Genomic DNA, 23,299 nt, shown 5'->3' with positions numbered 1-23,299 from the left:
AACCTCCGTCCACACAACAGCAGCAGAATGCAACAGCCCCACCGCCTTGTCAACAAACGGAACAGCGTAGCCGCACATCAGCAAAGCTGCAGAGACGAACGGATCGGTTCAGCACATCATTGCTGCCGGTCGATCTCTGGAAGCTGATAAAAGCCCGCGCATTTTCCTCCAGTAACAACAACAAAGAGGGAAGTAATGGTTTCTTCAGTCGAATCCTTCAGCGCTCCCTGAAAGTTCAAACTTGATCCATCATTCATCGCGAAATTTGCGGTCATCAGGTTGCCTTCGACCGAGCCCGGAGGTGTTGGACCGATTGTCCCCGAACTCAAGCACGAAGAGCCGCTCACCTGGATGCTGCCCGTAAGCACGCTGCTGCTCGGCGTAGATATCCCCGTCGACGAATTTGTCACAATCCCACCCTGCTGAAGACTTACCTGAAACGTAACTGGCTTACCTGGAGCACCTGGAACTGACGGCGAACTTCCCGCTCCAACATAGACTCCACTAACCAGTGGAAACGAGGTTGCAGTCACCGTTCCTGAGTAAGTTCCACCGCAAGGCGGTTCCACGGGCCCTGTAAATGACGCCGTATAACTGCCCGTCCATCCGCCGCCCGCTTCAGGCACCTTTCCTTGAACCGATAACAAATTTCCTCGAAAATTAGCTGGCGTCTGTAGCGTGAAGCTGCCATCAGCATCGATTGCCCCTTCGGTTATGTCTGTAGACGACACACCTACAAGCACTATGGGTGACGAAGGGTCTTGATTGTTGCAAGGCTGATTGCTGACTCCTGCCGCCTTAAGACTGTTACCCGTCACGTCAAATGTCATCGCGAGCCTGAATCCGCTGACAGGCGAAAGCTGCAACAAATTCGTCGGCATCGGCCCAACAAGAAGCCAATTCCCCGCCAATGGACTCACAGCCGGAGACACCGGCTTTGGACTTCCCCCACCGCAACCAATGAGAAACGATCCAAATACTACAAGAAAAAACAGGGCCCGAACGTTCATATCGATTCGAACTCTAGCACGCGCCACATTCGGTGCCCATCAAAAAAGAAGAAGGCCGATGATCTCTCACCGACCTTGCTCCAATCTGAAACAGCAGCCTAAAAAATATTCCAGAGCAGCTGGTTATAAACGTCGTGATGGAACTGAACCTCAGGAGCCTTCACGATCGTCCCCAGCAACCGGGCACACCGATCCGCCGAGGCTTGCTTCAGATCTGCGTACCGCGCCTTCACATCCTCACCCAGCAATGTCGTCGTCCACTCCGCCGCGCGGAAGTTCTCAAGCGCCGTGTAGACGTTGTCCGGAAGATATCGCTCCGCCTGCCGCAGATTCTTGATCCTCGAAGTATCACCCTGCAGGCCGCTCTTGAAGATCGAGTACAGCACCAGGTAAGGATTCGCATCCGGCCCAACCGACCTCACCTCAACACGTGCCGACTTCTCATTTCCAATCGGAATCCGCACCATCGATCCACGATCCGTAGCCGAAGCCTTAATCTGGTTCGGCGCTTCAAAGTGAGGATCGAGCCGGCGATAAGCATTCACACTCGCATTCAACAGCAGGCAAATATCGTTGCCATGCGTCAAAATGCGATCCGTAAACTGCCACGCCAACTTCGAGATCTTCTCCTCACCCTTCGGATCCCAGAAGAGATTCTTCCCGCCCTTAGTAATTGAAATATTCGTGTGCATGCCGCTGCCATTCACGCCGACAACAGGCTTCGGCAGAAAGCTCGCCGTCATCCCCATCTGCGTCGCAACCTGTCTACAGATCAACTTGTAGAGCTGAATCTGGTCCGCCGCAGCAACAACCTCACCATAGGTGTAGTTAATCTCAAACTGCGAAGGCGCAACCTCGGGATGGTCCTTCTCATTCTCGAACCCCATCGCCCGCTGCACTTCCGCCGTGGTGTCGATAAACTCGCGCAGCGGATCGCCCGGCAACGAGTGATAGTACCCACCTTTATTTACATACTCAAAGCTTCCCGTCTCGTGGTAGCTCCGCTCCGCATCAATGCCCTCAAACAAGAATCCTTCAATCTCGTTCGCAGCGTTCAGCGTGTAACCCTGCTTATCAAAAAGCTCCTGCGAGAACTGCTTCAGCACTCCGCGAATATCCGCGCTGTACGTCGTGCCGTTCTTATCAATCACCTCGCCGAACACCATCACCTTGCCCGCGCCAAATATATCCGCCGGCACCCAGTAAAACGCGCTCCAGTCGATCCCCAACCGCAGATCGCTCTCCCGCTGCGCCGTAAATCCACGAATCGACGAGCCATCGAACGTCAGGTTGTCGTAGCTCTTCACCAGAAACTTCTTGTCGTAGTCCAGCATGTGCAGCCGGCCTTCGAGATCGCTGAACAGCACCGTCACGGCCTTGATCCGGCGTTCGTCGGTCAGGTACTTGATCCGCTCTTCCTGAATCACATCGGCGGCAACGCGCTTCTTGCGCTGCTCTTTCGCCGCCAGGTTCAGATCCTCGAGTTCACCATAGGGAAGCTCCAAAAAATCACGAAATTCGCTCAAAATAACACTCCTTCTGCAATAAATACACGTCTTGCTGCAACTGCTGGAAGATGTTTTTAGGTGATTGGAAGAGAACGCGCCCGACGCTAATCTGACCGCTCCACCCCTCAAAACTAACAGAAAATTCATCAGGACAAAAGAGAGATTCAAATCACTTTCTCGACTTACTCCACGGTTTCAGCCCCTCGCGCCACGTACGCAGCCACTATCCCTTCTTCCATAAACACGCCCCTACGGTTTTTATTCCTCCGCTCACGCTTCATCGAACCCTCCGATGAATCTCAATCCGCGAAAAGTGATCTAATTGTCGGTAGCGTGTTAGCGACAATTCATCGCACCGCAACGCCCTAATAGCATTCTCAAAGAGTCGGAGCACCATCGGCCCAGAAGCAGGAGACGAACCACCATGGCTCAAAGCACCACCAAACGTGTCGCCCTCATCCAGATGTCCTGCGATCCGGACACTCAGCTCAACCTGGACAAGGCCGCCGAGTTCGTCTTCGAGGCAGCACGACAAGGCGCACAGATCGTCTGCCTGCCCGAGCTCTTCCGCGCCCAGTACTTCTGCCAGCGCGAAGACCACGATCTCTTTGGCCTGGCCGAATCCATCCCCGGCCCATCGACCGACACGCTCTCCCGCGTTTGCAGCGAAACCGGCGTCGTCCTAGTCGCCTCACTCTTCGAGCGCCGCGCCCCCGGCCTCTATCACAACACCGCCGTCACCATCGAAAAAGACGGCCGCATCGCCGACACCTACCGCAAGATGCACATCCCCGACGACCCCCTCTACTATGAGAAGTTCTACTTCACCCCCGGCGACCTCGGCTTCAAAGCCACCCAAACCACGCAAGGCCCCATCGGCACCCTCGTTTGCTGGGACCAGTGGTACCCCGAAGGCGCCCGCCTCACCGCCCTCCGCGGCGCCGAGATCCTCTTCTTCCCCACCGCCATCGGATGGCACCCCTCCGAAAAAGAGGAGTTTGGCACCGCCCAGTACGAAGCCTGGCAGACCGCCCAGCGCGCTCACGCTATCGCCAACGGAGTCTTCGCCTGCGCCGTCAACCGCGTCGGTCACGAGCACGGCGACGTCAAATTCAAAGTCACCGCAGCCGACGGCAATCCCGCCACGGTCGAACTCCACGGCCCCGGCGACCACACCCCGCACTCCGGCATCGAGTTCTGGGGCGGCAGCTTCATCGCCGACCCCTTCGGCCGCATCCTCGCCAAGGCATCGCACCACAAAGAAGAGATCCTAATCGCCGGCCTCGACCCCAAACTCATCGAAGTCACCCGCCAGCACTGGCCCTTCCTCCGCGACCGCCGCATCGACGCCTACGAAGGCATATCCAAACGCTTCATCGATTAAAGTCATGTCAATGACAGAAGATCAAGCGTATCGCGCAATGTTTAACTATCTTGAAGGCATCTGGGAACGGCACTCCAATAAAGAGTTGGGAGCACTTCTTGGAGATCTATCACGTTCCACCTGGTCAGACGGGAATCCAGGCGATCCTGCGGTATTGAAAGAGTGGGAAGCGGCCGTGAAGAAAGCTATGAGTGCTGGATGACGACCATGTTTCCATTCGCGTGGTGCGAACGCTTCTAGGTAACCAAGCCTTCAGGATCGGCATTCGCGCAAAGGCGCGAACCGCTTCTAGGTAAGCCAAGCCTTTAGGCTTGGCCCTCCCCAGCCCATCCACAAAAGGGGCTTTAGCCCCTGGGGTATGCTTTCTCTCGATGCCCACAATCCGCCAAAAGCAGAGCACCTACGCGATCACAATCGTGACGTTCCAGCGACACCGCCACTTCCAGCGCACAGCAAACGCCGAACTCTTCATCACAACGCTCTTTCATCATCGCAACAAAAACCGCTTCCAACTCCACGCTTTCGTAGTCATGCCAGACCACGTTCATGTCTTACTCACCCCAGCCCAAACGAATCAACAGCAAAATGCATTCAGTACCTCAAGGGCGGATACTCCTTCGCAGCACGCAAGCAAGTCGCAGGAGAGGTCTGGCACAGCGGACACCACGAACATCGCATCCGAGACGCCGATGACTTCACGAACCAGTCGCGCTATATAGCAAACAACCCCACCCGCAAACAATACGAGGACTACCCACACATCCACACCAAATATCTTGAGCGCCTCGACTCCATCCCCAACCATCTGACAACCGAACTACCCAGTACAATCTGACCACCCACAAGGAGTCAGAATGCTCTCGCGCACCCTCCTATACCTCGCGCTCGTCGCAACACAATCCTTCGCCCAAACCACCGAGCCCACCGTCCACACCGCAGCCGACCTCCAGCAACAGGAAGCCAAACTAACCGAAACCGCAAAGGCAAGCCCCACCGGCCTCGCAATCGGAAGACTCGAAGACTACGGCAATGACTACACCCTCATCGTAGTCCGCACCCGCACCGGCGAAGCCGAGCGCCATCAATTCTTCGCCGACCAAATCGTAATCAAAGAAGGCACAATCACCCTTGTCACCGGCGGCACCATGCAGGGAGAGCATCCCAACAGCGGCCCCGGCCGCCCCGGCGAAACCCTCGCCTCCGGCATCAACGGCGGAAAAGAGGTAGTCCTCCACACAGGAGACATCGTCCACATCCCCGCCGGCATACCCCATTGGGTCAAAGTCGCACCCGGCACTATAACCACCTACCTCGTCTTCAAGGAAAAGTGACTCTCGGCCGGGTGCCGCATATCTCGATTCTGAAATGTTGGCATCGCGCCACACGCGCGAACCGTGCTCTTTCACCTCATCACCCAAAAGGCCACACAGGCTCCTTCCAATCAACGACATGCCGATGGCAAATCAGTTGTCCCCCGACAGCTATACTTAAATCAGGCACTAAACTTGATCCAACTTCACCAAAGCGTGACTCAAATCTGGCACCTTGCCGCTGAGCACACCGAAGTACAAAACGAAGCCTTTTGGATGGAAGACTTTGCCAACTTTAGACGGGAGGAGGGTTCCCTTCCCGCAAAGGAGCAACAAGCAGTGACCAGCGCCAATCCCAAGCCGACGACCTACCGCATGCCCGCCGAATGGGCCCCTCACGCCGCCACCTGGATCGCCTGGCCCCACAACTCCGACGACTGGCCCGGCAAGTTCCAAACCATCCCCTGGGTCTACTGCGAGATCGTCCGTCACCTCTCCCGCGTCGAAGACGTCCATATCCTCGTCAACAACGCCGAAGCCGAACGCCGCGCCACCAACCTCCTCCGCCGCGCCGGCGCCAACCTCGGCCGCCTTCACTTTCACCAGTGGCCCACCGACCGCGTCTGGCTCCGCGACTCCGGCCCCATCTTCGTAAAAAAGATCGCCGAAGGCAAACCCACCGGCGACCTCGCCGCCACAAACTGGAAGTTCAACGCCTGGGCCAAGTATGACAACTGGCAACGCGACGATCAGATCCCCGTGCACGTCGCCCACCACTACGACATCCCGCAGATCCGCCCCGAGGTCCAGCTTCTCAACGGAACTACCCATCGTCTCGTCCTCGAAGGCGGCAGCATCGACACCAACGGTGCCGGCCTCCTCCTCACCACCGAAGAGTGCCTCCTCTCCAGGATCCAGGAGCGCAACCCCGGCCTCGGCGACGAATCTGAAACCCGCCAGCGCCTTGAGCACGCCTTCCACGAATACCTCGGCATCGAAAAGGTCCTCTGGCTCAACAAAGGCTGCGCCGGCGACGACACCCACGGACACGTCGACGACATCACCCGCTTCGTCGGCGAAAACAAGATTCTCTCCGCCATCGAGCCCAACACCCACGACGAAAATCACCTCCCACTAGCAGAGAATTTGGACCGCCTCCGCAACTTCCGCAACCTCGAAGACAAGCCCTTCGAGATCGTCGAACTCCCCATGCCCACGCCGGTCATCTTCGAAGGCCAGCGCCTCCCCGCCAGCTATGCCAACTTCTACATCGCCAACGGCATCGTCTTGGTCCCCACCTTCAACGACCCCAACGACCGCCACGCCCTCAACATCATCGCCGCCTGCTTCCCCACCCGCGAAATAGTCGGCGTCCACGCCGTCGACCTCGTCTGGGGCCTAGGCACCCTCCACTGCCTCTCCCAACAGGAACCCGCATGAACGCCAACCAACATAAACACCAACATCCTATTGAGAAGCTCGCGGACGAAGTGAAGCGTAAGCAAAGCAATGTCACATATCCTGACGTACTCTTAAACGCTAGAAACGTGGATGCTCTCTTATGGAAAGGTTCACGTCATATAACAAGAATCCAACGCGCAGGTGTACTTCTCCTTAGTCTTGCTTTTTTACTGGTGGGAATTTTGTTTGTGGGCAATGTCACCTTCGGTTCTCCATGGCTGAGGCTTCCATTCGGACTTGCAGCAATTGGGATTTCCTGCAAGCTGTTTTGGAACAGTATTCGCAAGAATGATCCCTCAAAACACCTGGCTGGGGGTAATCAATGACCGACAAGCCCTACCGCGCCGCCATTGAAAACTACATCGCCGCCCACGCGAACCCAACCCACAAATTTGGCCACCAGCCCCGCCTCTACGCCCTCACGCAACTCATCGGCGAAGGCCTCACCTACGACGACGACGTAGTCTTCGCCGCCGTCTGGCTCCACGACCTCGGCGTCTTCATTGGCCACCGCCCCGAAACCGAAGAAGCTCTCAAAACCTGGGACCACGTAGCCTACGTCACCGAAAAAGCACCAGCCATCCTAAAGGAAGCTGCCTTCCCCGAAGAAAAGACCCCCGCAGTTCTCGAAGTTATCCGCACTCACCAACCGAAGGACACACCCCTCACCCCCGAAGCCACCATCGCCCGCGACGCCGACATCCTCGAGCAACTAGGCGCCATCGGCATCACCCGCGCCCTCGCCAAACTAGGCAGCGACACCCGCTTCTGCACCTTCACCGAAGCCCTCCACGCCCTCAAAAAACACCTAACCACCCTCCCCAACCAACTTCTCCTCGAAACCTCCAAAGCCCTCGCAATCCCGCGCACTAAAATCATGCAATCCTTCATCGACTCCCTCGAAACTGAAGGCGGAAAAAATCTCTTCTAGCTCCTCTGCGGCGCAATCGACACTCGACGCAACAAACACATGACCGATCTCGACCACCTCCAAGCCGCCATCGCCGAAGCCAACGACGCCGAAGCCAACGGCGAGGTCCCCGTAGGCGCAGTCATCGTTCACAAAAACAAAATCATAGGCCGCGGCCAGAACCGAGTCCTCCGCGACAGCGACCCCACCGCCCACGCCGAGATCGTCGCCCTCCGCCAGGCCGGCCTCGCTCTAAAAAACTACCGCCTCGAAGACTGCACCCTCTACGCCACACTCGAGCCCTGCGCCATGTGCGCCGGAGCCATCCTCCACGCCCGCATCAGCCGTCTCGTCTACGCCGCACCCGACCCCAAAGCCGGAGCCTGCGGCAGCGTCCTCAGCGTCATGAACCACCCCCAGCTCAACCACAAAGTAGAAGTCACCACAGGTCTCCTCGCAGCCGAGTGCGGCACCCTCCTCACCAACTTTTTCCGCAAACGCCGCCAGGAGAAGTTAAACATATTTGACTAACCTATCCTTGTGCCGCTTCAGACGACCTGAGAGCATGGCTGGTATATGGATCACAACGGTTATTGGTACCGATATTTGGTGGCACGGCACGATGTGTTCTTCTACATGGGAATAGTTGTGGTGCAGGTGCAATGATCTTCACGGCTAGCGGATATTGTTTGGTGAAGTACCGGGGGATAATTTCCCGTTCCGACGATCCCAAAGCTTTTTGGGAGAATGTAGCAATCTACTATGCGATAGGTTTTATCTGCCTCGGCCTCTTCTGGTACACATCTAATTAGCACCAGATTTGGGTTAACAAAGTATGTTTATGCCGCCAAAATCCCAGCAAGGATGCATCCATGTCAGGTCGTCTCGCAGGCAAAGTAGCAATCATCACCGGCTCCGGCTCCGGCATCGGCCAAAGCATCGCCATCCGCTTCGCCAGCGAAGGTGCAACCGTAGTCGTCGACTACCGCAACAACATCGACCAGGCACAAGAGACCGCCTCCAAAGCCGAAGCCGCAGGCGGTAAAGCGATCCTCGTCAAATCCGACGTCTCCATCCTCGCCGACACGCAAAACCTCGTCGATCAGGCCTACCAGCAACTAGGCCGCTGCGACATCCTCGTCAACAACGCCGGTATCGAGAAGGAAGCCGCCTTTTGGGACGTCACCGAAGCCGACTACGACGCCGTCCTCAACGTCAACCTCAAGGGCGCCTTCTTCCTCACCCAGGCCTTCGTCCGCCGCCTCCGCGACGCCAAACTCCCCGGCCGCATCATCAACATCTCCTCCGTCCACGAAGACATGGTCTTCCCCAACTTCTCCACCTATTGCGTCTCCAAAGGCGGCATGCGCATGCTGATGCGCAACCTCTCCGTCGAGCTCGGGCCCCTCAACATCACCGTCAACAACATTGCACCAGGCGCCATCTCCACACCAATCAACGCCAAGATGATGGCCAACAAATCCCAGCTCGATGCCCTGCTCAAAAATATCCCACTAGGCCGCATGGGAACCTCGGCAGATGTCGCCGCCGTAGCCCTCTTCCTGGCGTCCGACGACGGAGCCTACGTCACTGGCTCAACCTACTTCGTCGACGGCGGCCTAATCCGCAACTACCACGAACAATAGAAAATCCCGACCAACGGGAGGGCAGCAAACCATAACACCCGAAAGAAAAGGTACACAAGCCACGAAGTGGCCGCCCCGCGCGCAGCGGGCCCGTCCGGCAGGACAACGCAGTCAGCGCGAAGCGCGATAAGCAGTCAGATCAGTATTAGGAGGCACCACTCCGAACCCGCGCAGCATCGTAATTATCTGTCCGCGATGAAAAGTAGAATGATTGATCGCATGAAGCACAATCTGCCAACGAGGCACACGAAACACTGCGTCGTCAGGCAAAACCGTAGACACTTCGCATGTCAGGTCGTCATCAGAAGCAGCATCGACCCATCCACGATAACCGTCCCAAAGCCCAGGCCAGTATTGAACCAGAGACTCAAACGAGTGTTCCGGAGCGGACCCTCGAGGCAGCCGGTCGTTGTCCACCTCGATCAATCGGCGGAGCCAAACCCTCTCTCCATCATGAATATGTCGAAGCGTCCGAAGGATATTCGAGTGAGACGCGCCCATCTCCTTATCGAGCTGATCCGCCGTAAGCACCGAGCAGGCTCCCAACACCCGTCGCGTAGCCCAGGCGGAGTAGCCAAGATGCGCCAGCAGTAGCTCCTTGAGCGGCGACATAAACAGGATTGTAATGGAGCGCACCAACCGAGCCCTGGCGCTACCGGGTAAAATAGAACTCTATGGATCTCACCGTCTACTCAGCCTCCTGGTGCCGCGACTGCCGCGAAGCCAAGCGCTTCCTCACCAACCACAACATCCCCTACAAAGAGATCGACATCGAGAACACCCCCGGCGCCCCCGAACTGGTCATCGCCAACACCGGCAAGCGTGCCATCCCCCAGTTCGTTATCGACGGCAAATGGGTCCAGCCCTACAAACCCGGCGAAGGCTTCCTCTACGACGAGATGTCCGAACTCTTCGGCGTAACCCAACCCTAAGTAAGCACCCGAGGATTTCGCTCATGATGCGTCGGCGAGAGAAGCAGCGACTTTGGTACAGCAGGCTTAACTCGACATCTTTAGTTCTCGTCAACATCTGTTCCTGGGCCACGGCATATCTTCTTTGGATTGCAGGCCATCGACTCCTCTACCAGCTTGGCTGGCTGCATTCGCAAGGCACTTTTTCGCGCGGGGAGCTATCTTTGTCGCTTATGACAGGCCTTTTCGTAGGACTCTTTGAGATCGATGATCGAAAACGGCAAGCCAGACGCGATGCTGGCATTGACCCTACCATGATCTAGTCCGGCCTTAGGCGCAACCTCACTCACGAACCTATAAGGAAACTCATGATCGCCCGCTACACACGCTCCGAGATGGGCCGCATCTGGTCCGACGCCAACAAATATCAGTGTTGGCTCACCGTAGAAACCGCCGCCTCCCAGGCTCTCGCCAGCTTCGGCCTCGTCCCTCAGTCCGCAGCCGACGCCATCCGCGACAAGGGTGCCTTCACCGTCGACCGCATCAACGAGATCGAAGCCGAAGTCCGTCACGACGTCATCGCCTTCACCACCACGGTTGCGGAACATATCAACGATAGCGAAGCATCACGCTGGCTCCACTACGGCCTCACCAGCACCGACGTCGTCGACACAGCCCAGTCCCTCCAACTAAAAGAAGCCTCTGCGATCATCCGCTCCGGCATCGTCGCGCTCTCCGAAACCCTCAAGCGCCGAGCGATCGAGTTCAAACACACTCCCATCATCGGCCGCACCCACGGCATCCACGCCGAACCCAGCACCTTCGGCCTCAAGCTGCTCCTCTGGTACTCCGAGATGCAGCGCAACCTCACCCGTTTCGACGCCGCCGCCGAAGACCTCCGCGTCGGCAAGCTCTCCGGAGCCGTCGGCACCTTCGGCCACCTCAAGCCCGAGCACGAAGAAGCAATTTGTAACCAATTAGGTCTCAAACCAGTCGCGGTAGCGACACAGGTAGTCCAGCGCGACCGCCACGCCGCCTACGTCGCCACGCTAGCCGTCCTCGCGAGCACGTTGGACAAAATAGCCACCGAGATCCGCCACCTCCAGCGCACAGAAGTCCGCGAAGCCGAAGAGTTATTCAGCGAAAAGCAGAAGGGCTCAAGCGCGATGCCCCACAAACGCAACCCCATCACCAGCGAGCAGATCAGCGGCCTCGCCCGCGTCATCCGCGCCAACGCCCAAACCGCCTTCGAAAACATTGCCCTCTGGCATGAGCGCGACATCTCCCACTCCTCCGCCGAGCGCGTCATCCTCCCCGACTCCACCATCCTCGCCGACTACCTCCTCACCAAGACCGACAACCTCATCGCCAAACTCCTCGTCTATCCCGCCCGCATGTTGAAGAACCTCGAGTCCACCGGCGGTCTCATCTTCTCCGGCCAGCTCCTCCTCGACCTCGCCGAATCCGGCATGTCCCGCGAAGACGCCTACCGCCTCGTCCAGGGCCACGCCATGAACTCCTGGAAGAACGACCTCGTCTTCCGCGACGAGATCGCCAAAGTCCCCGAGATCACCGCCCGCCTCACTCCCGAACAGCTCGCCCGCGCCTTCGACTACACCCGCCAGCTAGCCAACGTAGACGCCATCTTCGACCGCGTACTAAACGCCCCCGCAAAATAACCCTGTCAGGCGAGGCCAACACCCTTCGCCGAACAGTCTTCTATTCACACCGTCACGACCAGATGAAACTCTCCTCTAATTGATCGCGGTCTTCAGGCCGCATCTGGTGGAGAAGACCATGAAGAAAGTGATCCACGCGCTTTTAGCAAGCGCTTTGCTGGCAAGCACCGCGATAGCCGCTCCTTCGTCAGACGTAATGACACCCATCCGTCAGTTCGTCGACGGCTTCAACAAGGGCGACACAAAATCTGCATTCGCCGCCTACGCCACCGGCGACATCACCATCGTCGGCGAGTTCGCTCCCCACCAATGGACCGGCCCCAACGCCGCCCAGCAATGGGCAGCCGACTACGACAAACATGCAACAGCGACAGGCGTCTCCGACGGCTCCGTCAAGTACGACGCACCCACGCACACCGAAATCGAAGGCGACCTCGCCTACGTCATCGTCCCCACCGTCTATCTCTACAAGGAGCACGGCAAAGCAATGGCAGAAGAAGCCTCCGCGACCTTCGTGCTCCACCAGGAAAATGGCGCCTGGAAGATTCGCTCCTGGACATGGACCGGCGTCAAACCCCATCCAGCAAAGTAGTGACCGCTTCCACAAAGCCGCCTGTTTCAAATCCTCCGAACGTAATACGATCTTCTAATGAGTGATTTCATTCCCAAAGCAGCCGAAATTAAGACACGCGGGTTAAGCCCGAAAGCACAAAAACTTCAAGCCGCACGCGAGAAGGCCGCGGCCCAGGAAAAAGGCGGCGACAAGTCCCTCGCAGGATCATCCACCGCCTCCGTTAAAGCGAAGGACTCCTTCGCCGGCACAAAGAAGACGAACTTCCAGCGCAAAGCGACCTAGCCTAACGCCATCAACCCAAGCGGATGCCGGATCAAGCAAACCACCGCAAGACCCGGCATCGTCCGCACATGCAAACCACGCACGAGCCGCCGACGAATCGCAACAGGCACAGCCTTCATCCAATCGGAGTCACGTGTGAGGCCATCGAGCCTCACAACCCGACCCAAGAGGATCGTTCATGCCCGTAGCACTCATCGCCGGAGTCACCGGCATCGTCGGCAACAATCTCGCCCACCAACTCCTCTCCAACGGCTGGCAGGTACACGGCCTCGCCCGTCGCCCCTCCGCCGACATCGCCGGCGTCAACTTCATCCCCGCCGACCTCCTCGACCCCACCGCCCTCCGCAACGCCGTAGCCCACCTCAAGCCCACGCACGTCTTCATCACCACCTGGCTTCGCCAGCCCACCGAAGCCGAAAACATCCGCGTCAACTCCGCAATGGTGCGCAACCTTCTCGAAGCCGTCTCACACGCCAACACCCTCCAGCACGTAGCTCTGGTCACCGGCCTCAAGCACTACCTCGGACCCTTCGAAGCCTACGGAAAAGGCACTCTCCCCGCCACACCCTTCCGCGAAGAGCAGCCTCGCCTCGCCATCGAAAACTTCTACTACGCCCAGGAAGACGAGGTCTTCGCCGCAGCCCGCCGCCACAACTTCACATGGAGCGTCCATCGCCCCCACACCATCATCGGCTTCGCCCTCGGCAACGCCATGAACATGGGCGTCACCCTCGCCGCCTACGCCACCATCTGCCGCGAAACCGGCCGTCCCTTCCTCTTCCCCGGCTCCTCAGCCCAGTGGAACAGCCTCACCGACATGACCGACGCGCGCCTCCTCGCCCGTCATCTCGAGTGGGCCGCAACCACTCCCGCCGCCCGCGATCAAGCCTTCAACGTCGTCAACGGAGACGTCTTCCGCTGGAGCTGGATGTGGCCCCGCCTTGCCTCCTGGTTCGGCATCGAACCCGCTCCATTCCCCGGCGAAGGCACCCCACTCGAACAACAACTAACAGGCACCGAAGACATCTGGCGCGACATCGCCAAATCGCACAACCTCACCGAACCCGACCTCAACCGTCTCGCCTCCGCCTGGCACACCGACGCCGACCTCGGCCGCCCCATCGAAGTCGTCACCGACATGAGCAAGAGCCGCAAACTAGGCTTCCTCGACTACCAGCCCACCGACGACAGCTTCTTCGACCTCTTCACCCGCCTCCGCAAGGACCACATCATCCCCTGAGACACCCACACCGTCTCTCTCAAAACGAACGATACGGCAGCAAAAATCTGCTGTATTGTTGAGGCGTCTGATTTCCAAACTGCTGGAGCATCGCAAACTCCGATGATCCTTTCCTTTGCACTCCTCGCTTTCGCCGCCCTGCAACAACAGCCGCCTATATCAAACCCCTGCGCCACCGGCTACACCGAGAATGTATGGGATCCCCGCTTCACCCCCGGCCAACACTGGAGTTATCGCGCCCGCCCCATCGATAAGGACTCCACCTTATTCATCACCAAGATCGACTACGTCCCAGAACTTGGCGTCGTCCTCCAAATCCTCGTCGATCACGTAGACTTCGAGGACAAACCGGGAGATCGCCCCGTCAACAACTATCGCCATGAGTCGATGGCCATTCGCCGAGACTCGCTGGACTCAAGCGTGCTAACTCTGCTCGGAGTCATCGGAACTACAGGATCTCCCGACAACTACGGCCCGTGGACAAAGAACTGCGGTGGTCTCACCTACGCAACCACCGTCGCAGACACCCTCAAAACCCTCCAGGAAGCCTATCTCGACCGCCTGCTTACCTTTACCGCATCGATTGCTCTACACCCTACGTCAACTGACAAACCGCAAAAACTCACGTTGTCTCTCACACAACGCGATCACAGTTCCCCCGTTCAAAGTGACCTCAAAGTCCAAATCTCCACCGAAGGCACTGCGCCTATCAAAGACGGGCAGGTCGAAATCGTCGGACCCAGTTCACTACAATCGGAATTCCATGTGCGCATGAAGACACAAAGCGGAGGAACATTTGAGGTGCCTTCCATGCCCACAGGAAATTTTCAATTCAGGCTCACTCTCGATGGATTTCGCACAATGATTGGCACGCTAACCGTCTCACCGGGAGGGGTATCTCTCTACAATCTGCGCTCCGCCGACTAACCAGAGCAAGACAGACTACCGGTGGCATACTCTCGACTCAGAGATGCAGCATCGCACAAAGCCAAATGGAAATGAACAACCGGGTGGCCCATCCTTCGCAGTCCTATCGCAAAGGATGGGTTATTCGCGAAGCGAACCGCACTCCGACAAGTACCATAGAGACAGCTGGGTGCCCCATATCTCGACCCTGAGATGTGAGCATTCGCACAGAAGCAATATGCCCCAAACCCTAGTCCAAATCGTAGACACTGCCGTAGCCGACGCCTACCGCCGCGGCGGCCATCACCTCGTCTGCCACCCAGGCTGCTCGCAATGCTGCATCGGCGTCTTCCCCATCGCCCACGAAGACGGTGCCCGCCTCCACGAAGGCCTCGCCCTCCTCGAAACAACCGACCCACAACGAGCCGCACGCATCCACGCAAGAGTAGCCGACTCCCTCACCCGCCTCGACCCATGGTTTCCCGGCGACCTCACCACCGGCATCCTCAACGAAGACCACGAAGCCGCCATCCTCTTCGAAGAGTTCGCCAACGACGAGCCCTGCCCCGTCCTCGACCTAACCACCGGCACCTGCGACCTCTACGAGCACCGCCCCATCCTCTGCCGCACCTTCGGCCCACCCATGCGCAGCGAAGGCGACAACGGCGAAGTCAACCTCGCCACCTGCGAACTCTGCTTCATCCACGCCACCACCGGCGAGATCACAGCCTGCGAACTAGACCCCACCATCCCCGCGCAGGAAGAAGCCAGCAATGAAGCCTTCAACACCACCCACAACCTCCACGGCCAAACCCTGATCGCCTACGCCCTCCGCCCCGCGCGTCATCCATGATTACGATCGGTGTGGTACACATGGAGAACTTTACTGTCCTCGGTGTCTAACCTTTTATGACCATCAGAAGCTGGGCTGTACGCATTGTCCTCTTTGCTGGCGGACTGTTTTTATCCCTGGTCCTCATCGCATTTCTAATAGTGCAGATTCAGCTGACAATATCCCGCTGGCGCGCCGAGCGGCTGTCCGCAGATATGCACCAGATTCGCCTCTACCAGACCACCTGGGCCGATGCCCAGAGCCTTATGCACCGCTGGGGAGCGTGGGGCCACTACGACGGCACCTGCACGGCTGCAAGTTGCCAATACGTAATCCGCATGGGCACCATCAGGTATTCCAACCCTGATGCTCCCAAACGTGCGTGGGTGGATTGGCTCTCCGCGCATGACCGACTCAATCTCTACCAATGGCTCGGCGGCCGCGACGTAATGTTCTACGCTTCCTTCACCGTGCATGACGGGACCATCTGGAGAACTGGCAGCGGGATCAGCGTCGAAGTCCCAACCAGAAGGATCCGAAGGGAAAATGATTGGCCGTTGGGTCTCTCTATCAGCGCCGTGAGTCGTCAGCGACTTCATCGCACAATAGAAGACCCGTTCAGTTACATGTACTCCGAGGACGAACTTGCCCAACACCCGTACTACAAAGTAGGAAGGCCAGGGGGCTGCAAGATCAACTGCCAGTTCGAGATTGTCTACTATTCCACCCACACTCCACCAGCCGAGATCGAGCGTCTGACATCGTATAACTTCACCTGCTTTACACGGCTCATCGCATGTGCGCACATTGATGATCTGTTGCCTGCGTCCAAAGAGTGGCACCTTTACGACGAATACCAATCCAGCTCCACGGTGCCAATACTGCCTCCCTGCAGCAGCATTCCTGTATGGGCCCACGCGCGGGACATCCGCTATGCTTTAGCCATTGAAGTACTCCCGACAATTGCAGATGACAAGAAGTACGATCCCCGGAAGACAAACGTTCAGGTTGTAACGTCCCTCAAAGAGCCTGCTCCCTGGCTGCCCGGCGCTATCGTTCCCGCATATTCCTACGGGAGCGGATACATCCCGCCCGAGAAAGGTCAAGAACTGGTTCCCGGAAAACGGTTCATCGTATTTCCCGTCGGGAACGACGAAAGGCACGACATCCTGACAAAAGAATCGCCAATCAAGCTCGACCGATGCGGTGTGCTGGAAGACACTCCCGCATTACGCCGCGAGCTTGAGAGAGGCTTTGCGCAGAACGACACACTGCGCCCCTAATGCAACACCAAATCAAACCAAGTCCAGTCCATTTTCATGTCAGGCCAAAACGCTTCACCGAGCGATCATATCCGCCCAAATGACACACTGAACCGTGCTCGAACCTGCCTAGAAAACCGGTCATCTCGACCGGAGCGGTTCACAGCCTCATCGTGAACCGCGCAGTGGAAAGACCCGTGTTGTGTCGTCCGAAGTTATCCGTTCTCTCCCACCCACCTCTAGTACCGTCATCTCGACCGAAGCGGTTCACAGTCTCACCGTGAACCGCGCAGTGGAGAGATCCCCGTATTTCCTCTTATGCATGCACCAATCTACGCATGCACCAATCTACGCATCACCAAATCTATGCGTCACCAAATCTATGCATCACCCAAAAAACCGTCATCTCGACCGAAGCGGTTCACAGTCTCACCGTGAACCGCGCAGTGGAGAGATCCCCGTATTTCGTCTTTGCATGCACCAATCTGCCATAATCCCCAGATGCACGAACAAGCCTATGTCTACATCCTGGCGAACACCTTTCAAAAGCTCTACATAGGAGTCACAACAAAGATTGAAATTCGAATCCGCCAACACAAAGAGGGATGATTCGAAGACAGCTTCACCTCCCGCTACAAAATAAACAGACTCGTTTATCTCGAACGCTTCACCGATATCTCCCACGCCATAGCAAGAGAAAAGCAACTCAAACGCTGGTCACGCATCAAGAAAATCCGCCTCATCATCTCTCAAAATCCAACATGGACAGACCTCAGCGAAGAATGGGGCAAACCCATCACGCCACCCCACGACGAACATTCTTCATAAGCCACTACTGCCGTTGCTGTTGAAGTTATTCGTTCTCTCCTACCACCCTAAAAAATGTCATCTCGACCGAGCGGTTACAGTCTCATCGTGAACCGCGCAGTGGAGAGACCCCCGTATTTCGTCTTATGAATGCTCCAATCTACGCATCGCAAATCTACGCATCACCCAAAAAATGTCATCTCAACCGAAGCGGTTCACAGCCTCATCGTGAACCGCGCAGCGGAGAGAGCACAGTATTTCGTCCTTGTTTTTATCTCTATCATCCGCAAGCAGATCAGGCGTCCACGCAGTCTTAGACCGTCACATCACAGTCACGCATCTTTCCTGTCAAGTCCCAAACGCTTCCACCAAGCGAGCACATGCGCCCAAACCGCCTACAAATAAAGCGTTTACACCGCAAAAATAAACTCGTCGAAGTTGGCGTATCAGTTCATCTCAATCCTTTAAAATTGAATTAGAAGATCTGAGAACGGCCCAGCCAAAGCTGGGCCTTCGTCTTGGAGAGAACTTCGCAACCGTAACCTCTTCATTGAGAGGTATTTACCAATAACTCGTTTATTAAGACATATTTACCCGTAACCCTTTTATTTAGTCATATTTACAAAGACCAATTTTGCTATCTGCAGCAATCATTGAACTTAGAACCACCCACCCCAGGGGGCACCCCCCACCATGGCGTGTTCGTATCGGAGATAATCAACCCGTGCCTCAACCGAGCAACATCACGTTAGCCGTAACCGGAGCCAGCGGCAGCATCTACGCCGCCGAGATCCTCCGCGCCCTCGCCACCGACGCCCGCGTTACCAAGATCAACTTCGTCGCCTCCGACAGCGCCCTCCGCGTCTTCGCCGAAGAGCTGAACCTGAGCGGCCGCAACGACCTCGCCGAAAAACTCCTCGGCTCACCCTGCGCCAAGCTCCAGCAGCACGCCGAAACCGACATCGGCGCCAACATAGCCAGCGGCAGCTACCCCACCGACGTCATGATCGTCCTTCCCTGCTCCATGGGCACCCTAGCCGCCATCGCCAACGGCCTCGCCGCCAACCTCATCCAGCGCGCCGCCGACGTCTGTCTCAAAGAAAACCGCCCCCTCATCCTCTGCATCCGCGAGACGCCCTTCAATCGCATCCACATCCGCAACATGCAGTTGGCCTCAGACGCCGGAGCCACCATATTTCCCGCCATCCCTACCCTCTACAACCACCCACAAACCACGCAGGACATGGCCCGTCAATTCGTCCACCGCGTCCTCGCTCACATTGGCCTGCCCCAACCCGGCGCCTACCAGTGGCAACCCGACTAGAAGCTCGGCCGGGCAGCACAAAGTATAAAAGTTACGAAGTGAGCGCACCACGCGCAGTGGACCCGTCCGGCAGGACACTCCTAAAAACCCGCCGGAAACATCTTCTCCCCACCACGCATCGGAGGCTCAGCCCGCAAAAACTCCACCGTACTCTCAATAACCGGCACAGAACACTCCTCCGGAGCCAGGTGCCCACACCCTTCAATAATGTTCAGCACCGACTGCGGCACATTTCGATGAATCGTCTCGCCCGAGGCCAGCGGAATCAGCTCATCCTTCGATCCCCAGACGATCAGCATCGGCTGCGAGATATTGTGCAACCGAAAATCCAGCAGATCCCGCCCGTTGATCATCGAAGCGGTACTCCGATTCACCACCCACGCATTCGCCTGCAGCTTCCTCACCATCGCCTCCGCGGCAAAATCCGGCACCTTCCGCGAAATCGGCGTAAGCATCGCAATCAACCGCCTCACGCCGGCAGGATCGCTAGGCGTAAACAACTCCGGCCCAAACGTAGCCGGAAAATAAACCCCAGCGCTGTCGTACACAATAAGCCGATCCACCATCTCTGGATGATCCAGCGCCAACTTCATCACAACCCATCCACCCATCGACCATCCACCCACATCCGCCCGCGGAACATGCATCGCCTGCATGAACTGAGCAACCGTCTGCTCCTGCAGCGAGATCGAATAGCTCACATCAGGCTTCTGCGACCGCCCGTACCCCAACAGATCCGGCACATAGACATGAAACCCCTTCGCCGCCAGCGCCGGAATCATCCGCGCCCAATCCTCACCCCGCGCCCCCAACCCATGCACCAGCACCAGAGGCGTACCACCACCCTGCGGTCCCGCCTCAAAGTAATGAAGCCTGTACCCTCCCACCTCGACGTAGTCGCTCTTCACGCCAGCGCGCCGAAGATGAAATCGAAGGTGCTGATCCGCCACCCAAAGCGGATATCGATAAAAGATCAATCCAGCCGCAACAACCACGAGCAATAAAAAAGCCAGAACGCGCAGCGCAACCTTCATAGCCCAGTCATCTCCACGCTACAGCTTCAGCGGCTTGCCAAACTCTTCTCCAAATACTGTATGGCTAATATCGAACCGCCCGCCATCAAACTTATCCGCGCCCTTTGCATGCCCAATCGCAAGCAGCGCAACCACCGAATAGCTCAGCGGAAGCCGCAGCACCTCGTGCACCTTATCCTGCTCGAACCCTTCCATCGGCGCCGTGTCATATCCCATCACCTCAGCCATCAGCATCATGTGCGTAAACGCCAGCATCACCTGCTTATTCAACCACCCCTGCATCTGCCCGCTGCTGAAGCTCGACATATAGTTCGGAACACTTGCCTGCGCCTGCACCGCATAGCTCTCCGGCATCCCACCCTTACGCCCCTTCTCCAACACCATATCCAGATCCTTACGCCACCCGTCCGCGTCTCCGCAGGCCACAATAACGGCGGACGCCTCCTCCACCTTCCCCTGGTTATAGCTCGCCGCCCGCAGCTTCTTCTTCTGCTCTGTCGACTGCACCACCACAAAACGCCAAGGCTGCAAGTTGTACCCACTAGGCGCATGCAGTCCCGCATCCAGAATCTGTCGCAGATCCTCGGCCAGAATGGGCGCTCCGTCGAAGCTCGGTGTCGCTCGACGTTCCTGTATTGCCTGACTCAATGTCTTACTGATCTTTGCCATGGTTCTCTTTCTTATCTAATCAATAGAGTGCAAATTTTGACCTGGGATTAAGTCTTCGCGCCCACAGTATCATCCTGTGGAAACGATTCTCAAGATAGCACTACCCGATCAAACACTCATCAGAAGTTTTAATTGCTCCACGTTATTAGTGGATCTCGCTCATCGCCTGCTCCGTTACGAACGGATTCTGTCCTGGCACCTCAGCAAAGATCCACACCCCATGAAACGGCTTCCTCATCTCCGGATACGCAGCCAGTAATGCGACCATCGCGTCAGTATTTCGCTTACGAGCCGCAGTCGCATCGCCTAGCTGTTCCACCTTCAGATGCGCGATCACGTCGATCTTTTCTTTAGCAAGAGAGTCATCCACCCCGAGCCCAGTAAAGTGATACTCCACTCCATCTGGCCCCTTCACCACCAGCGGCGCCTCCGCACTCACGCCGTCCGACAGAGCAGGCGGCGCAGCAGCAGCCTCCTCAGCCTTCAACTTATCAAGATGCGTACTCTGGACGAAGTTCGTCGGCTTCAGCAAGCTCTCCGCCTGTTGGTAGTAAAGCCACGCATTCCAGTGCTCCTTCTGGGATGTCATCGTCCGGGCTTGAGTCCAGTACCACAGACCATCGTGGCCCGCCGCCGTCAATGGCTTTGGATAAAATCCCGCCATCGCCCACTGCCCCTGATCCTGGCGCAACAAAAACGACATTCGCCAGGGCGAGCTGCCATCTCGTACATCCACAATCGCAAATCCATATCGCCCAGGCGCCAGCCCGGGAATGAGAAAATCTGCCTCGGCCACCGATTTATTCAGGGAGCAAAAAAACTGTGCATCCGGCGCCGCACCGTCCGCCCCACGCTTCAACTGTGTTCCATCCAGCAGATAAACCTGCTCCACCTTTGGTAGCCCGCCCTTCACATGCGCAGCCGTGGTACCAACAAGCTCACCAATACCTCCAAAATCCTTAGCGTACTCGGCTACAGTCGCCGCCCTCAGCCCGCTTACATCATTGGCCTGAACCTTTTCCGCCAGGCCACGGGCCGCTGCCACCAGAGCGTCACGATCCGCCGCTGTCATCTGCGATTGTGTGATGCACACCTCGGCCCGGGCAATCCCCACCGCCAGCAACCCCACCGCCAGCAATCCAATATTGAGTCTCATCATCTCGCCTGCCACTGCCTTTTGGTCCTGCCCATCGGTTGCAAGGTAGGATTCTTCGAAGGCCAATGCCAGTCTAGTACACCCTGCCGGAGCGAGCCAGCAGCCTGGCCATCGCCACCCCCCCACAATCACCGCCCTTGCAGAATCGCGATAAACTAAGGAAAGCAGCGCGCCTTGCTATCGGATTACTTCCATAGCTCAGACGCGTCCTACACCCACATGCCGAGCGCCGCGCCAATCCGATTCTTCATCGCAGCCAGCTTTATCTTCGCCGCGCTTCTGTCCGCACAGTCCACCACTCCACCCCAGGCCAAACCGAACGCCGGGGTCGTCTCCACCCTGCCTGCAACACCACCCACTGCAGTCCCCGAATATCCTCCCACTCCTGCGCAACAGCCACCGAAGCGCGCCCAGGTTACCTACTCCAACGCCATTCTCTCCATCTCCGCGGACAACGCCAGCCTCAACCAGATTCTCCGTCAGATATCCAGCACGGCCGGAGTCAAAATTACAGGCGGCGTCGTCGACGAGCGCGTCTTCGGACAGTACGGACCTGCCCCCCTTCCGCAAATTCTTGCGGAACTGCTCGACGGAACCGGCAGTAACATGCTCCTCACCCATCCCGACGGTGGCGCCTCTCCCGAACTCATCCTCACTCCGCGACAGGGCGGCCCAACCCCTCCTAATCCAAACGCTGCTGCCTTTGACGACAAGTCTGATTCACAGGAACCCTCTCCCGATTCCCAGCAGCAAGCCATGCCAGAACCCGTACCGCCAGGCAACCGGACGACTGTTCCGATGACTCCAGCCTCCCAAACCGGTGCAGCTCCAGCAGACGGCTCCCAGCCTGACTCACCCAACGGAGTTAAGACGCCCCAGCAGATCTACGAGCAGTTGCAGCGCATGCGCCAGCAACAACAACAGCCGACCACGCCTCCGTAAATCTTCAGTTGTAGAACTTGTAGTAAGAGATTTGGTTCAGGGCACAAGCTGAAAAGAGAGCGCATCCACCACACGCCGGTTTAGCTCTTCACAACCTGCGCCGACGCACTCACACGCCGCGCAACATTTCCGGCAACCTGCCGGACATGCATCTGGACGATCCCAAACATCGCAATACATACTCCATAAGCCACCAGCACACCCAACCCCAGCGAAGCCAGCACCGCACAAGCCAACATAATCGACGAATTCACACCCACTCCTCTAATTCACCAGCCGCGGCAGTCCAATTTGCCAGCGACAAGACATTCACTCCGCGCCTATTGTTACAAACCTTCGTGTAATTACAATGACCCGAAAGTTGACGCTATTGCTCTTTCGGATACACATTTCCCATTCTGGAGTTGCCTCGATCAAAACCCCTCGCTGCACCCCATCAAATCCTTCCCCTC

The 23,299-nt window shown here is 57.3% G+C and carries 27 protein-coding genes and 1 pseudogene; 20 read left to right on the top strand and 8 right to left on the bottom strand.

What is annotated here, in order from left to right:
• Positions 1-116: 116 nt before the first annotated feature.
• Both RBB82_RS19635 and RBB82_RS19630 read right to left on the bottom strand, forming a co-directional pair.
• A complete protein-coding gene (locus tag RBB82_RS19635) occupies positions 117-1,010 on the bottom strand; it encodes a hypothetical protein (RefSeq protein WP_433972430.1) in 894 nt (297 codons plus the stop codon).
• A 98-nt stretch (positions 1,011-1,108) separates the two neighbouring features.
• Positions 1,109-2,539 (bottom strand): glutamine synthetase family protein, encoded by a 1,431-nt coding sequence (locus RBB82_RS19630; RefSeq protein WP_433975423.1) that lies wholly within the window; start codon positions 2,537-2,539, stop codon positions 1,109-1,111.
• Between the two features lie 403 nt (positions 2,540-2,942).
• Between RBB82_RS19630 and RBB82_RS19625 the strand changes: the two genes are divergently transcribed.
• The 3 genes and pseudogenes from RBB82_RS19625 to RBB82_RS19615 form a co-directional block, all read left to right on the top strand.
• Positions 2,943-3,902 carry a carbon-nitrogen hydrolase gene (locus RBB82_RS19625; RefSeq protein WP_433972429.1) on the top strand — a complete coding sequence of 320 codons (960 nt, stop codon included), beginning with the start codon at positions 2,943-2,945 and terminating at the stop codon, positions 3,900-3,902.
• 4 nt (positions 3,903-3,906) lie between these two features.
• A complete protein-coding gene (locus RBB82_RS19620; RefSeq protein WP_433972428.1) occupies positions 3,907-4,104 on the top strand; it encodes a hypothetical protein in 198 nt (65 codons plus the stop codon).
• A 169-nt stretch (positions 4,105-4,273) separates the two neighbouring features.
• Positions 4,274-4,414, top strand: a pseudogene (locus RBB82_RS19615) (hypothetical protein); the annotation flags it as partial.
• A 62-nt stretch (positions 4,415-4,476) separates the two neighbouring features.
• Here RBB82_RS19615 and RBB82_RS19610 read toward each other — a convergent pair.
• Positions 4,477-4,707: a hypothetical protein gene (locus RBB82_RS19610; protein ID WP_433975468.1), complete on the bottom strand. Its 231-nt coding sequence runs from the start codon at positions 4,705-4,707 to the stop codon at positions 4,477-4,479.
• A 49-nt stretch (positions 4,708-4,756) separates the two neighbouring features.
• Between RBB82_RS19610 and RBB82_RS19605 the strand changes: the two genes are divergently transcribed.
• From RBB82_RS19605 to RBB82_RS19580, 6 genes are all read left to right on the top strand, one after another.
• Positions 4,757-5,233, top strand: a complete 477-nt coding sequence (locus tag RBB82_RS19605; RefSeq protein WP_433972427.1) for a cupin domain-containing protein — start codon at positions 4,757-4,759, stop codon at positions 5,231-5,233.
• Between the two features lie 354 nt (positions 5,234-5,587).
• A complete protein-coding gene (locus RBB82_RS19600; RefSeq protein WP_433975422.1) occupies positions 5,588-6,652 on the top strand; it encodes an agmatine deiminase family protein in 1,065 nt (354 codons plus the stop codon).
• Positions 6,649-6,999, top strand: a complete 351-nt coding sequence (locus tag RBB82_RS19595; RefSeq protein ID WP_433972426.1) for a hypothetical protein — start codon at positions 6,649-6,651, stop codon at positions 6,997-6,999. Before RBB82_RS19600 ends, RBB82_RS19595 begins: the two co-directional genes overlap by 4 nt.
• Complete coding sequence (locus RBB82_RS19590) at positions 6,996-7,604, top strand: HD domain-containing protein (protein WP_433972425.1); 609 nt, start codon at positions 6,996-6,998, stop codon at positions 7,602-7,604. The genes RBB82_RS19595 and RBB82_RS19590 overlap by 4 nt, the downstream gene beginning before the upstream one ends.
• Positions 7,605-7,643: 39 nt before the next feature.
• A complete protein-coding gene (tadA, locus tag RBB82_RS19585; RefSeq protein ID WP_433972424.1) occupies positions 7,644-8,114 on the top strand; it encodes a tRNA adenosine(34) deaminase TadA in 471 nt (156 codons plus the stop codon).
• Positions 8,115-8,455: 341 nt separating this feature from the next.
• A complete protein-coding gene (locus RBB82_RS19580) occupies positions 8,456-9,229 on the top strand; it encodes an SDR family NAD(P)-dependent oxidoreductase (protein ID WP_433972423.1) in 774 nt (257 codons plus the stop codon).
• A gap of 111 nt (positions 9,230-9,340) precedes the next feature.
• Here RBB82_RS19580 and RBB82_RS19575 read toward each other — a convergent pair whose 3' ends face one another.
• Positions 9,341-9,841, bottom strand: coding sequence for a DinB family protein (locus RBB82_RS19575; RefSeq protein ID WP_433972422.1), 501 nt, complete (start codon positions 9,839-9,841; stop codon positions 9,341-9,343).
• 62 nt (positions 9,842-9,903) lie between these two features.
• Here RBB82_RS19575 and RBB82_RS19570 point away from each other — a divergent pair, with 62 nt between their 5' ends.
• From RBB82_RS19570 to RBB82_RS19525, 10 genes are all read left to right on the top strand, one after another.
• The gene (locus RBB82_RS19570) at positions 9,904-10,161 is read left to right on the top strand and encodes a glutaredoxin family protein (protein WP_433972421.1); all 258 of its coding nucleotides are present in this window, start codon (positions 9,904-9,906) and stop codon (positions 10,159-10,161) included.
• A 347-nt stretch (positions 10,162-10,508) separates the two neighbouring features.
• Positions 10,509-11,819: an adenylosuccinate lyase gene (gene purB, locus RBB82_RS19565; RefSeq protein WP_433972420.1), complete on the top strand. Its 1,311-nt coding sequence runs from the start codon at positions 10,509-10,511 to the stop codon at positions 11,817-11,819.
• 118 nt (positions 11,820-11,937) lie between these two features.
• Positions 11,938-12,411 carry a DUF4440 domain-containing protein gene (locus tag RBB82_RS19560; RefSeq protein ID WP_433972419.1) on the top strand — a complete coding sequence of 158 codons (474 nt, stop codon included), beginning with the start codon at positions 11,938-11,940 and terminating at the stop codon, positions 12,409-12,411.
• Positions 12,412-12,468: 57 nt separating this feature from the next.
• Positions 12,469-12,675, top strand: coding sequence for a hypothetical protein (locus tag RBB82_RS19555; RefSeq protein ID WP_433972418.1), 207 nt, complete (start codon positions 12,469-12,471; stop codon positions 12,673-12,675).
• Positions 12,676-12,853: 178 nt separating this feature from the next.
• Positions 12,854-13,915 carry an SDR family oxidoreductase gene (locus tag RBB82_RS19550; RefSeq protein ID WP_433972417.1) on the top strand — a complete coding sequence of 354 codons (1,062 nt, stop codon included), beginning with the start codon at positions 12,854-12,856 and terminating at the stop codon, positions 13,913-13,915.
• A gap of 102 nt (positions 13,916-14,017) precedes the next feature.
• Positions 14,018-14,842 (top strand): hypothetical protein, encoded by an 825-nt coding sequence (locus RBB82_RS19545; RefSeq protein ID WP_433972416.1) that lies wholly within the window; start codon positions 14,018-14,020, stop codon positions 14,840-14,842.
• Positions 14,843-15,059: 217 nt separating this feature from the next.
• Entirely contained in the window at positions 15,060-15,674 is a 615-nt protein-coding gene (locus tag RBB82_RS19540) for a YkgJ family cysteine cluster protein (protein WP_433972415.1), read from the top strand.
• Positions 15,675-15,730: 56 nt separating this feature from the next.
• Positions 15,731-16,936 carry a hypothetical protein gene (locus tag RBB82_RS19535; RefSeq protein ID WP_433972414.1) on the top strand — a complete coding sequence of 402 codons (1,206 nt, stop codon included), beginning with the start codon at positions 15,731-15,733 and terminating at the stop codon, positions 16,934-16,936.
• 480 nt (positions 16,937-17,416) lie between these two features.
• Positions 17,417-17,524 (top strand): GIY-YIG nuclease family protein, encoded by a 108-nt coding sequence (locus tag RBB82_RS19530; RefSeq protein ID WP_433972413.1) that lies wholly within the window; start codon positions 17,417-17,419, stop codon positions 17,522-17,524.
• A gap of 922 nt (positions 17,525-18,446) precedes the next feature.
• Positions 18,447-19,046 (top strand): UbiX family flavin prenyltransferase, encoded by a 600-nt coding sequence (locus tag RBB82_RS19525; RefSeq protein ID WP_433972412.1) that lies wholly within the window; start codon positions 18,447-18,449, stop codon positions 19,044-19,046.
• An 80-nt stretch (positions 19,047-19,126) separates the two neighbouring features.
• Here RBB82_RS19525 and RBB82_RS19520 read toward each other — a convergent pair whose 3' ends face one another.
• The 3 genes from RBB82_RS19520 to RBB82_RS19510 all read right to left on the bottom strand — a co-directional run bounded on the left by RBB82_RS19520 (position 19,127) and on the right by RBB82_RS19510 (position 21,971).
• Positions 19,127-20,080 (bottom strand): alpha/beta fold hydrolase, encoded by a 954-nt coding sequence (locus RBB82_RS19520; protein WP_433972411.1) that lies wholly within the window; start codon positions 20,078-20,080, stop codon positions 19,127-19,129.
• 18 nt (positions 20,081-20,098) lie between these two features.
• Positions 20,099-20,749, bottom strand: a complete 651-nt coding sequence (locus RBB82_RS19515; protein ID WP_433972410.1) for a nitroreductase family protein — start codon at positions 20,747-20,749, stop codon at positions 20,099-20,101.
• 145 nt (positions 20,750-20,894) lie between these two features.
• On the bottom strand, positions 20,895-21,971 hold the full coding sequence (locus RBB82_RS19510; protein WP_433972409.1) for a hypothetical protein: 1,077 nt from the start codon (positions 21,969-21,971) through the stop codon (positions 20,895-20,897).
• A 108-nt stretch (positions 21,972-22,079) separates the two neighbouring features.
• On the opposite strand from RBB82_RS19510, the gene RBB82_RS19505 reads away from it, so the two are divergent.
• The gene (locus tag RBB82_RS19505) at positions 22,080-22,847 is read left to right on the top strand and encodes a hypothetical protein (protein ID WP_433972408.1); all 768 of its coding nucleotides are present in this window, start codon (positions 22,080-22,082) and stop codon (positions 22,845-22,847) included.
• Between the two features lie 80 nt (positions 22,848-22,927).
• Here RBB82_RS19505 and RBB82_RS19500 read toward each other — a convergent pair whose 3' ends face one another.
• On the bottom strand, positions 22,928-23,101 hold the full coding sequence (locus tag RBB82_RS19500; RefSeq protein ID WP_433972407.1) for a hypothetical protein: 174 nt from the start codon (positions 23,099-23,101) through the stop codon (positions 22,928-22,930).
• Positions 23,102-23,299: the final 198 nt, after the last annotated feature.

It is taken from the genome of Tunturiibacter lichenicola (assembly GCF_051013355.1).
Classification (GTDB): Bacteria; Acidobacteriota; Terriglobia; order Terriglobales; family Acidobacteriaceae; genus Edaphobacter; species Edaphobacter lichenicola_F.
The sequence above is the reverse complement of the archived record's forward strand: the minus strand, read 5'-3'. Positions and strand labels throughout refer to the sequence as shown.

Excerpts from the sequence above, each read along its gene's own strand:
- RBB82_RS19635 (WP_433972430.1), bottom strand. The coding sequence starts at position 1,010 with ATGAACGTTCGGGCCCTGTTTTTTCTTGTAGTATTTGGATCGTTTCTC.
- RBB82_RS19625 (WP_433972429.1), top strand. The coding sequence starts at position 2,943 with ATGGCTCAAAGCACCACCAAACGTGTCGCCCTCATCCAGATGTCCTGC.
- RBB82_RS19620 (WP_433972428.1), top strand. The coding sequence starts at position 3,907 with ATGTCAATGACAGAAGATCAAGCGTATCGCGCAATGTTTAACTATCTT.
- RBB82_RS19610 (WP_433975468.1), bottom strand. The coding sequence starts at position 4,707 with ATGGTTGGGGATGGAGTCGAGGCGCTCAAGATATTTGGTGTGGATGTG.
- RBB82_RS19605 (WP_433972427.1), top strand. The coding sequence starts at position 4,757 with ATGCTCTCGCGCACCCTCCTATACCTCGCGCTCGTCGCAACACAATCC.
- RBB82_RS19600 (WP_433975422.1), top strand. The coding sequence starts at position 5,588 with ATGCCCGCCGAATGGGCCCCTCACGCCGCCACCTGGATCGCCTGGCCC.
- RBB82_RS19595 (WP_433972426.1), top strand. The coding sequence starts at position 6,649 with ATGAACGCCAACCAACATAAACACCAACATCCTATTGAGAAGCTCGCG.
- RBB82_RS19590 (WP_433972425.1), top strand. The coding sequence starts at position 6,996 with ATGACCGACAAGCCCTACCGCGCCGCCATTGAAAACTACATCGCCGCC.
- tadA (WP_433972424.1), top strand. The coding sequence starts at position 7,644 with ATGACCGATCTCGACCACCTCCAAGCCGCCATCGCCGAAGCCAACGAC.
- RBB82_RS19580 (WP_433972423.1), top strand. The coding sequence starts at position 8,456 with ATGTCAGGTCGTCTCGCAGGCAAAGTAGCAATCATCACCGGCTCCGGC.
- RBB82_RS19575 (WP_433972422.1), bottom strand. The coding sequence starts at position 9,841 with ATGTCGCCGCTCAAGGAGCTACTGCTGGCGCATCTTGGCTACTCCGCC.
- RBB82_RS19570 (WP_433972421.1), top strand. The coding sequence starts at position 9,904 with ATGGATCTCACCGTCTACTCAGCCTCCTGGTGCCGCGACTGCCGCGAA.
- purB (WP_433972420.1), top strand. The coding sequence starts at position 10,509 with ATGATCGCCCGCTACACACGCTCCGAGATGGGCCGCATCTGGTCCGAC.
- RBB82_RS19560 (WP_433972419.1), top strand. The coding sequence starts at position 11,938 with ATGAAGAAAGTGATCCACGCGCTTTTAGCAAGCGCTTTGCTGGCAAGC.
- RBB82_RS19555 (WP_433972418.1), top strand. The coding sequence starts at position 12,469 with ATGAGTGATTTCATTCCCAAAGCAGCCGAAATTAAGACACGCGGGTTA.
- RBB82_RS19550 (WP_433972417.1), top strand. The coding sequence starts at position 12,854 with ATGCCCGTAGCACTCATCGCCGGAGTCACCGGCATCGTCGGCAACAAT.
- RBB82_RS19545 (WP_433972416.1), top strand. The coding sequence starts at position 14,018 with ATGATCCTTTCCTTTGCACTCCTCGCTTTCGCCGCCCTGCAACAACAG.
- RBB82_RS19540 (WP_433972415.1), top strand. The coding sequence starts at position 15,060 with ATGCCCCAAACCCTAGTCCAAATCGTAGACACTGCCGTAGCCGACGCC.
- RBB82_RS19535 (WP_433972414.1), top strand. The coding sequence starts at position 15,731 with ATGACCATCAGAAGCTGGGCTGTACGCATTGTCCTCTTTGCTGGCGGA.
- RBB82_RS19530 (WP_433972413.1), top strand. The coding sequence starts at position 17,417 with ATGCACGAACAAGCCTATGTCTACATCCTGGCGAACACCTTTCAAAAG.
- RBB82_RS19520 (WP_433972411.1), bottom strand. The coding sequence starts at position 20,080 with ATGAAGGTTGCGCTGCGCGTTCTGGCTTTTTTATTGCTCGTGGTTGTT.
- RBB82_RS19515 (WP_433972410.1), bottom strand. The coding sequence starts at position 20,749 with ATGGCAAAGATCAGTAAGACATTGAGTCAGGCAATACAGGAACGTCGA.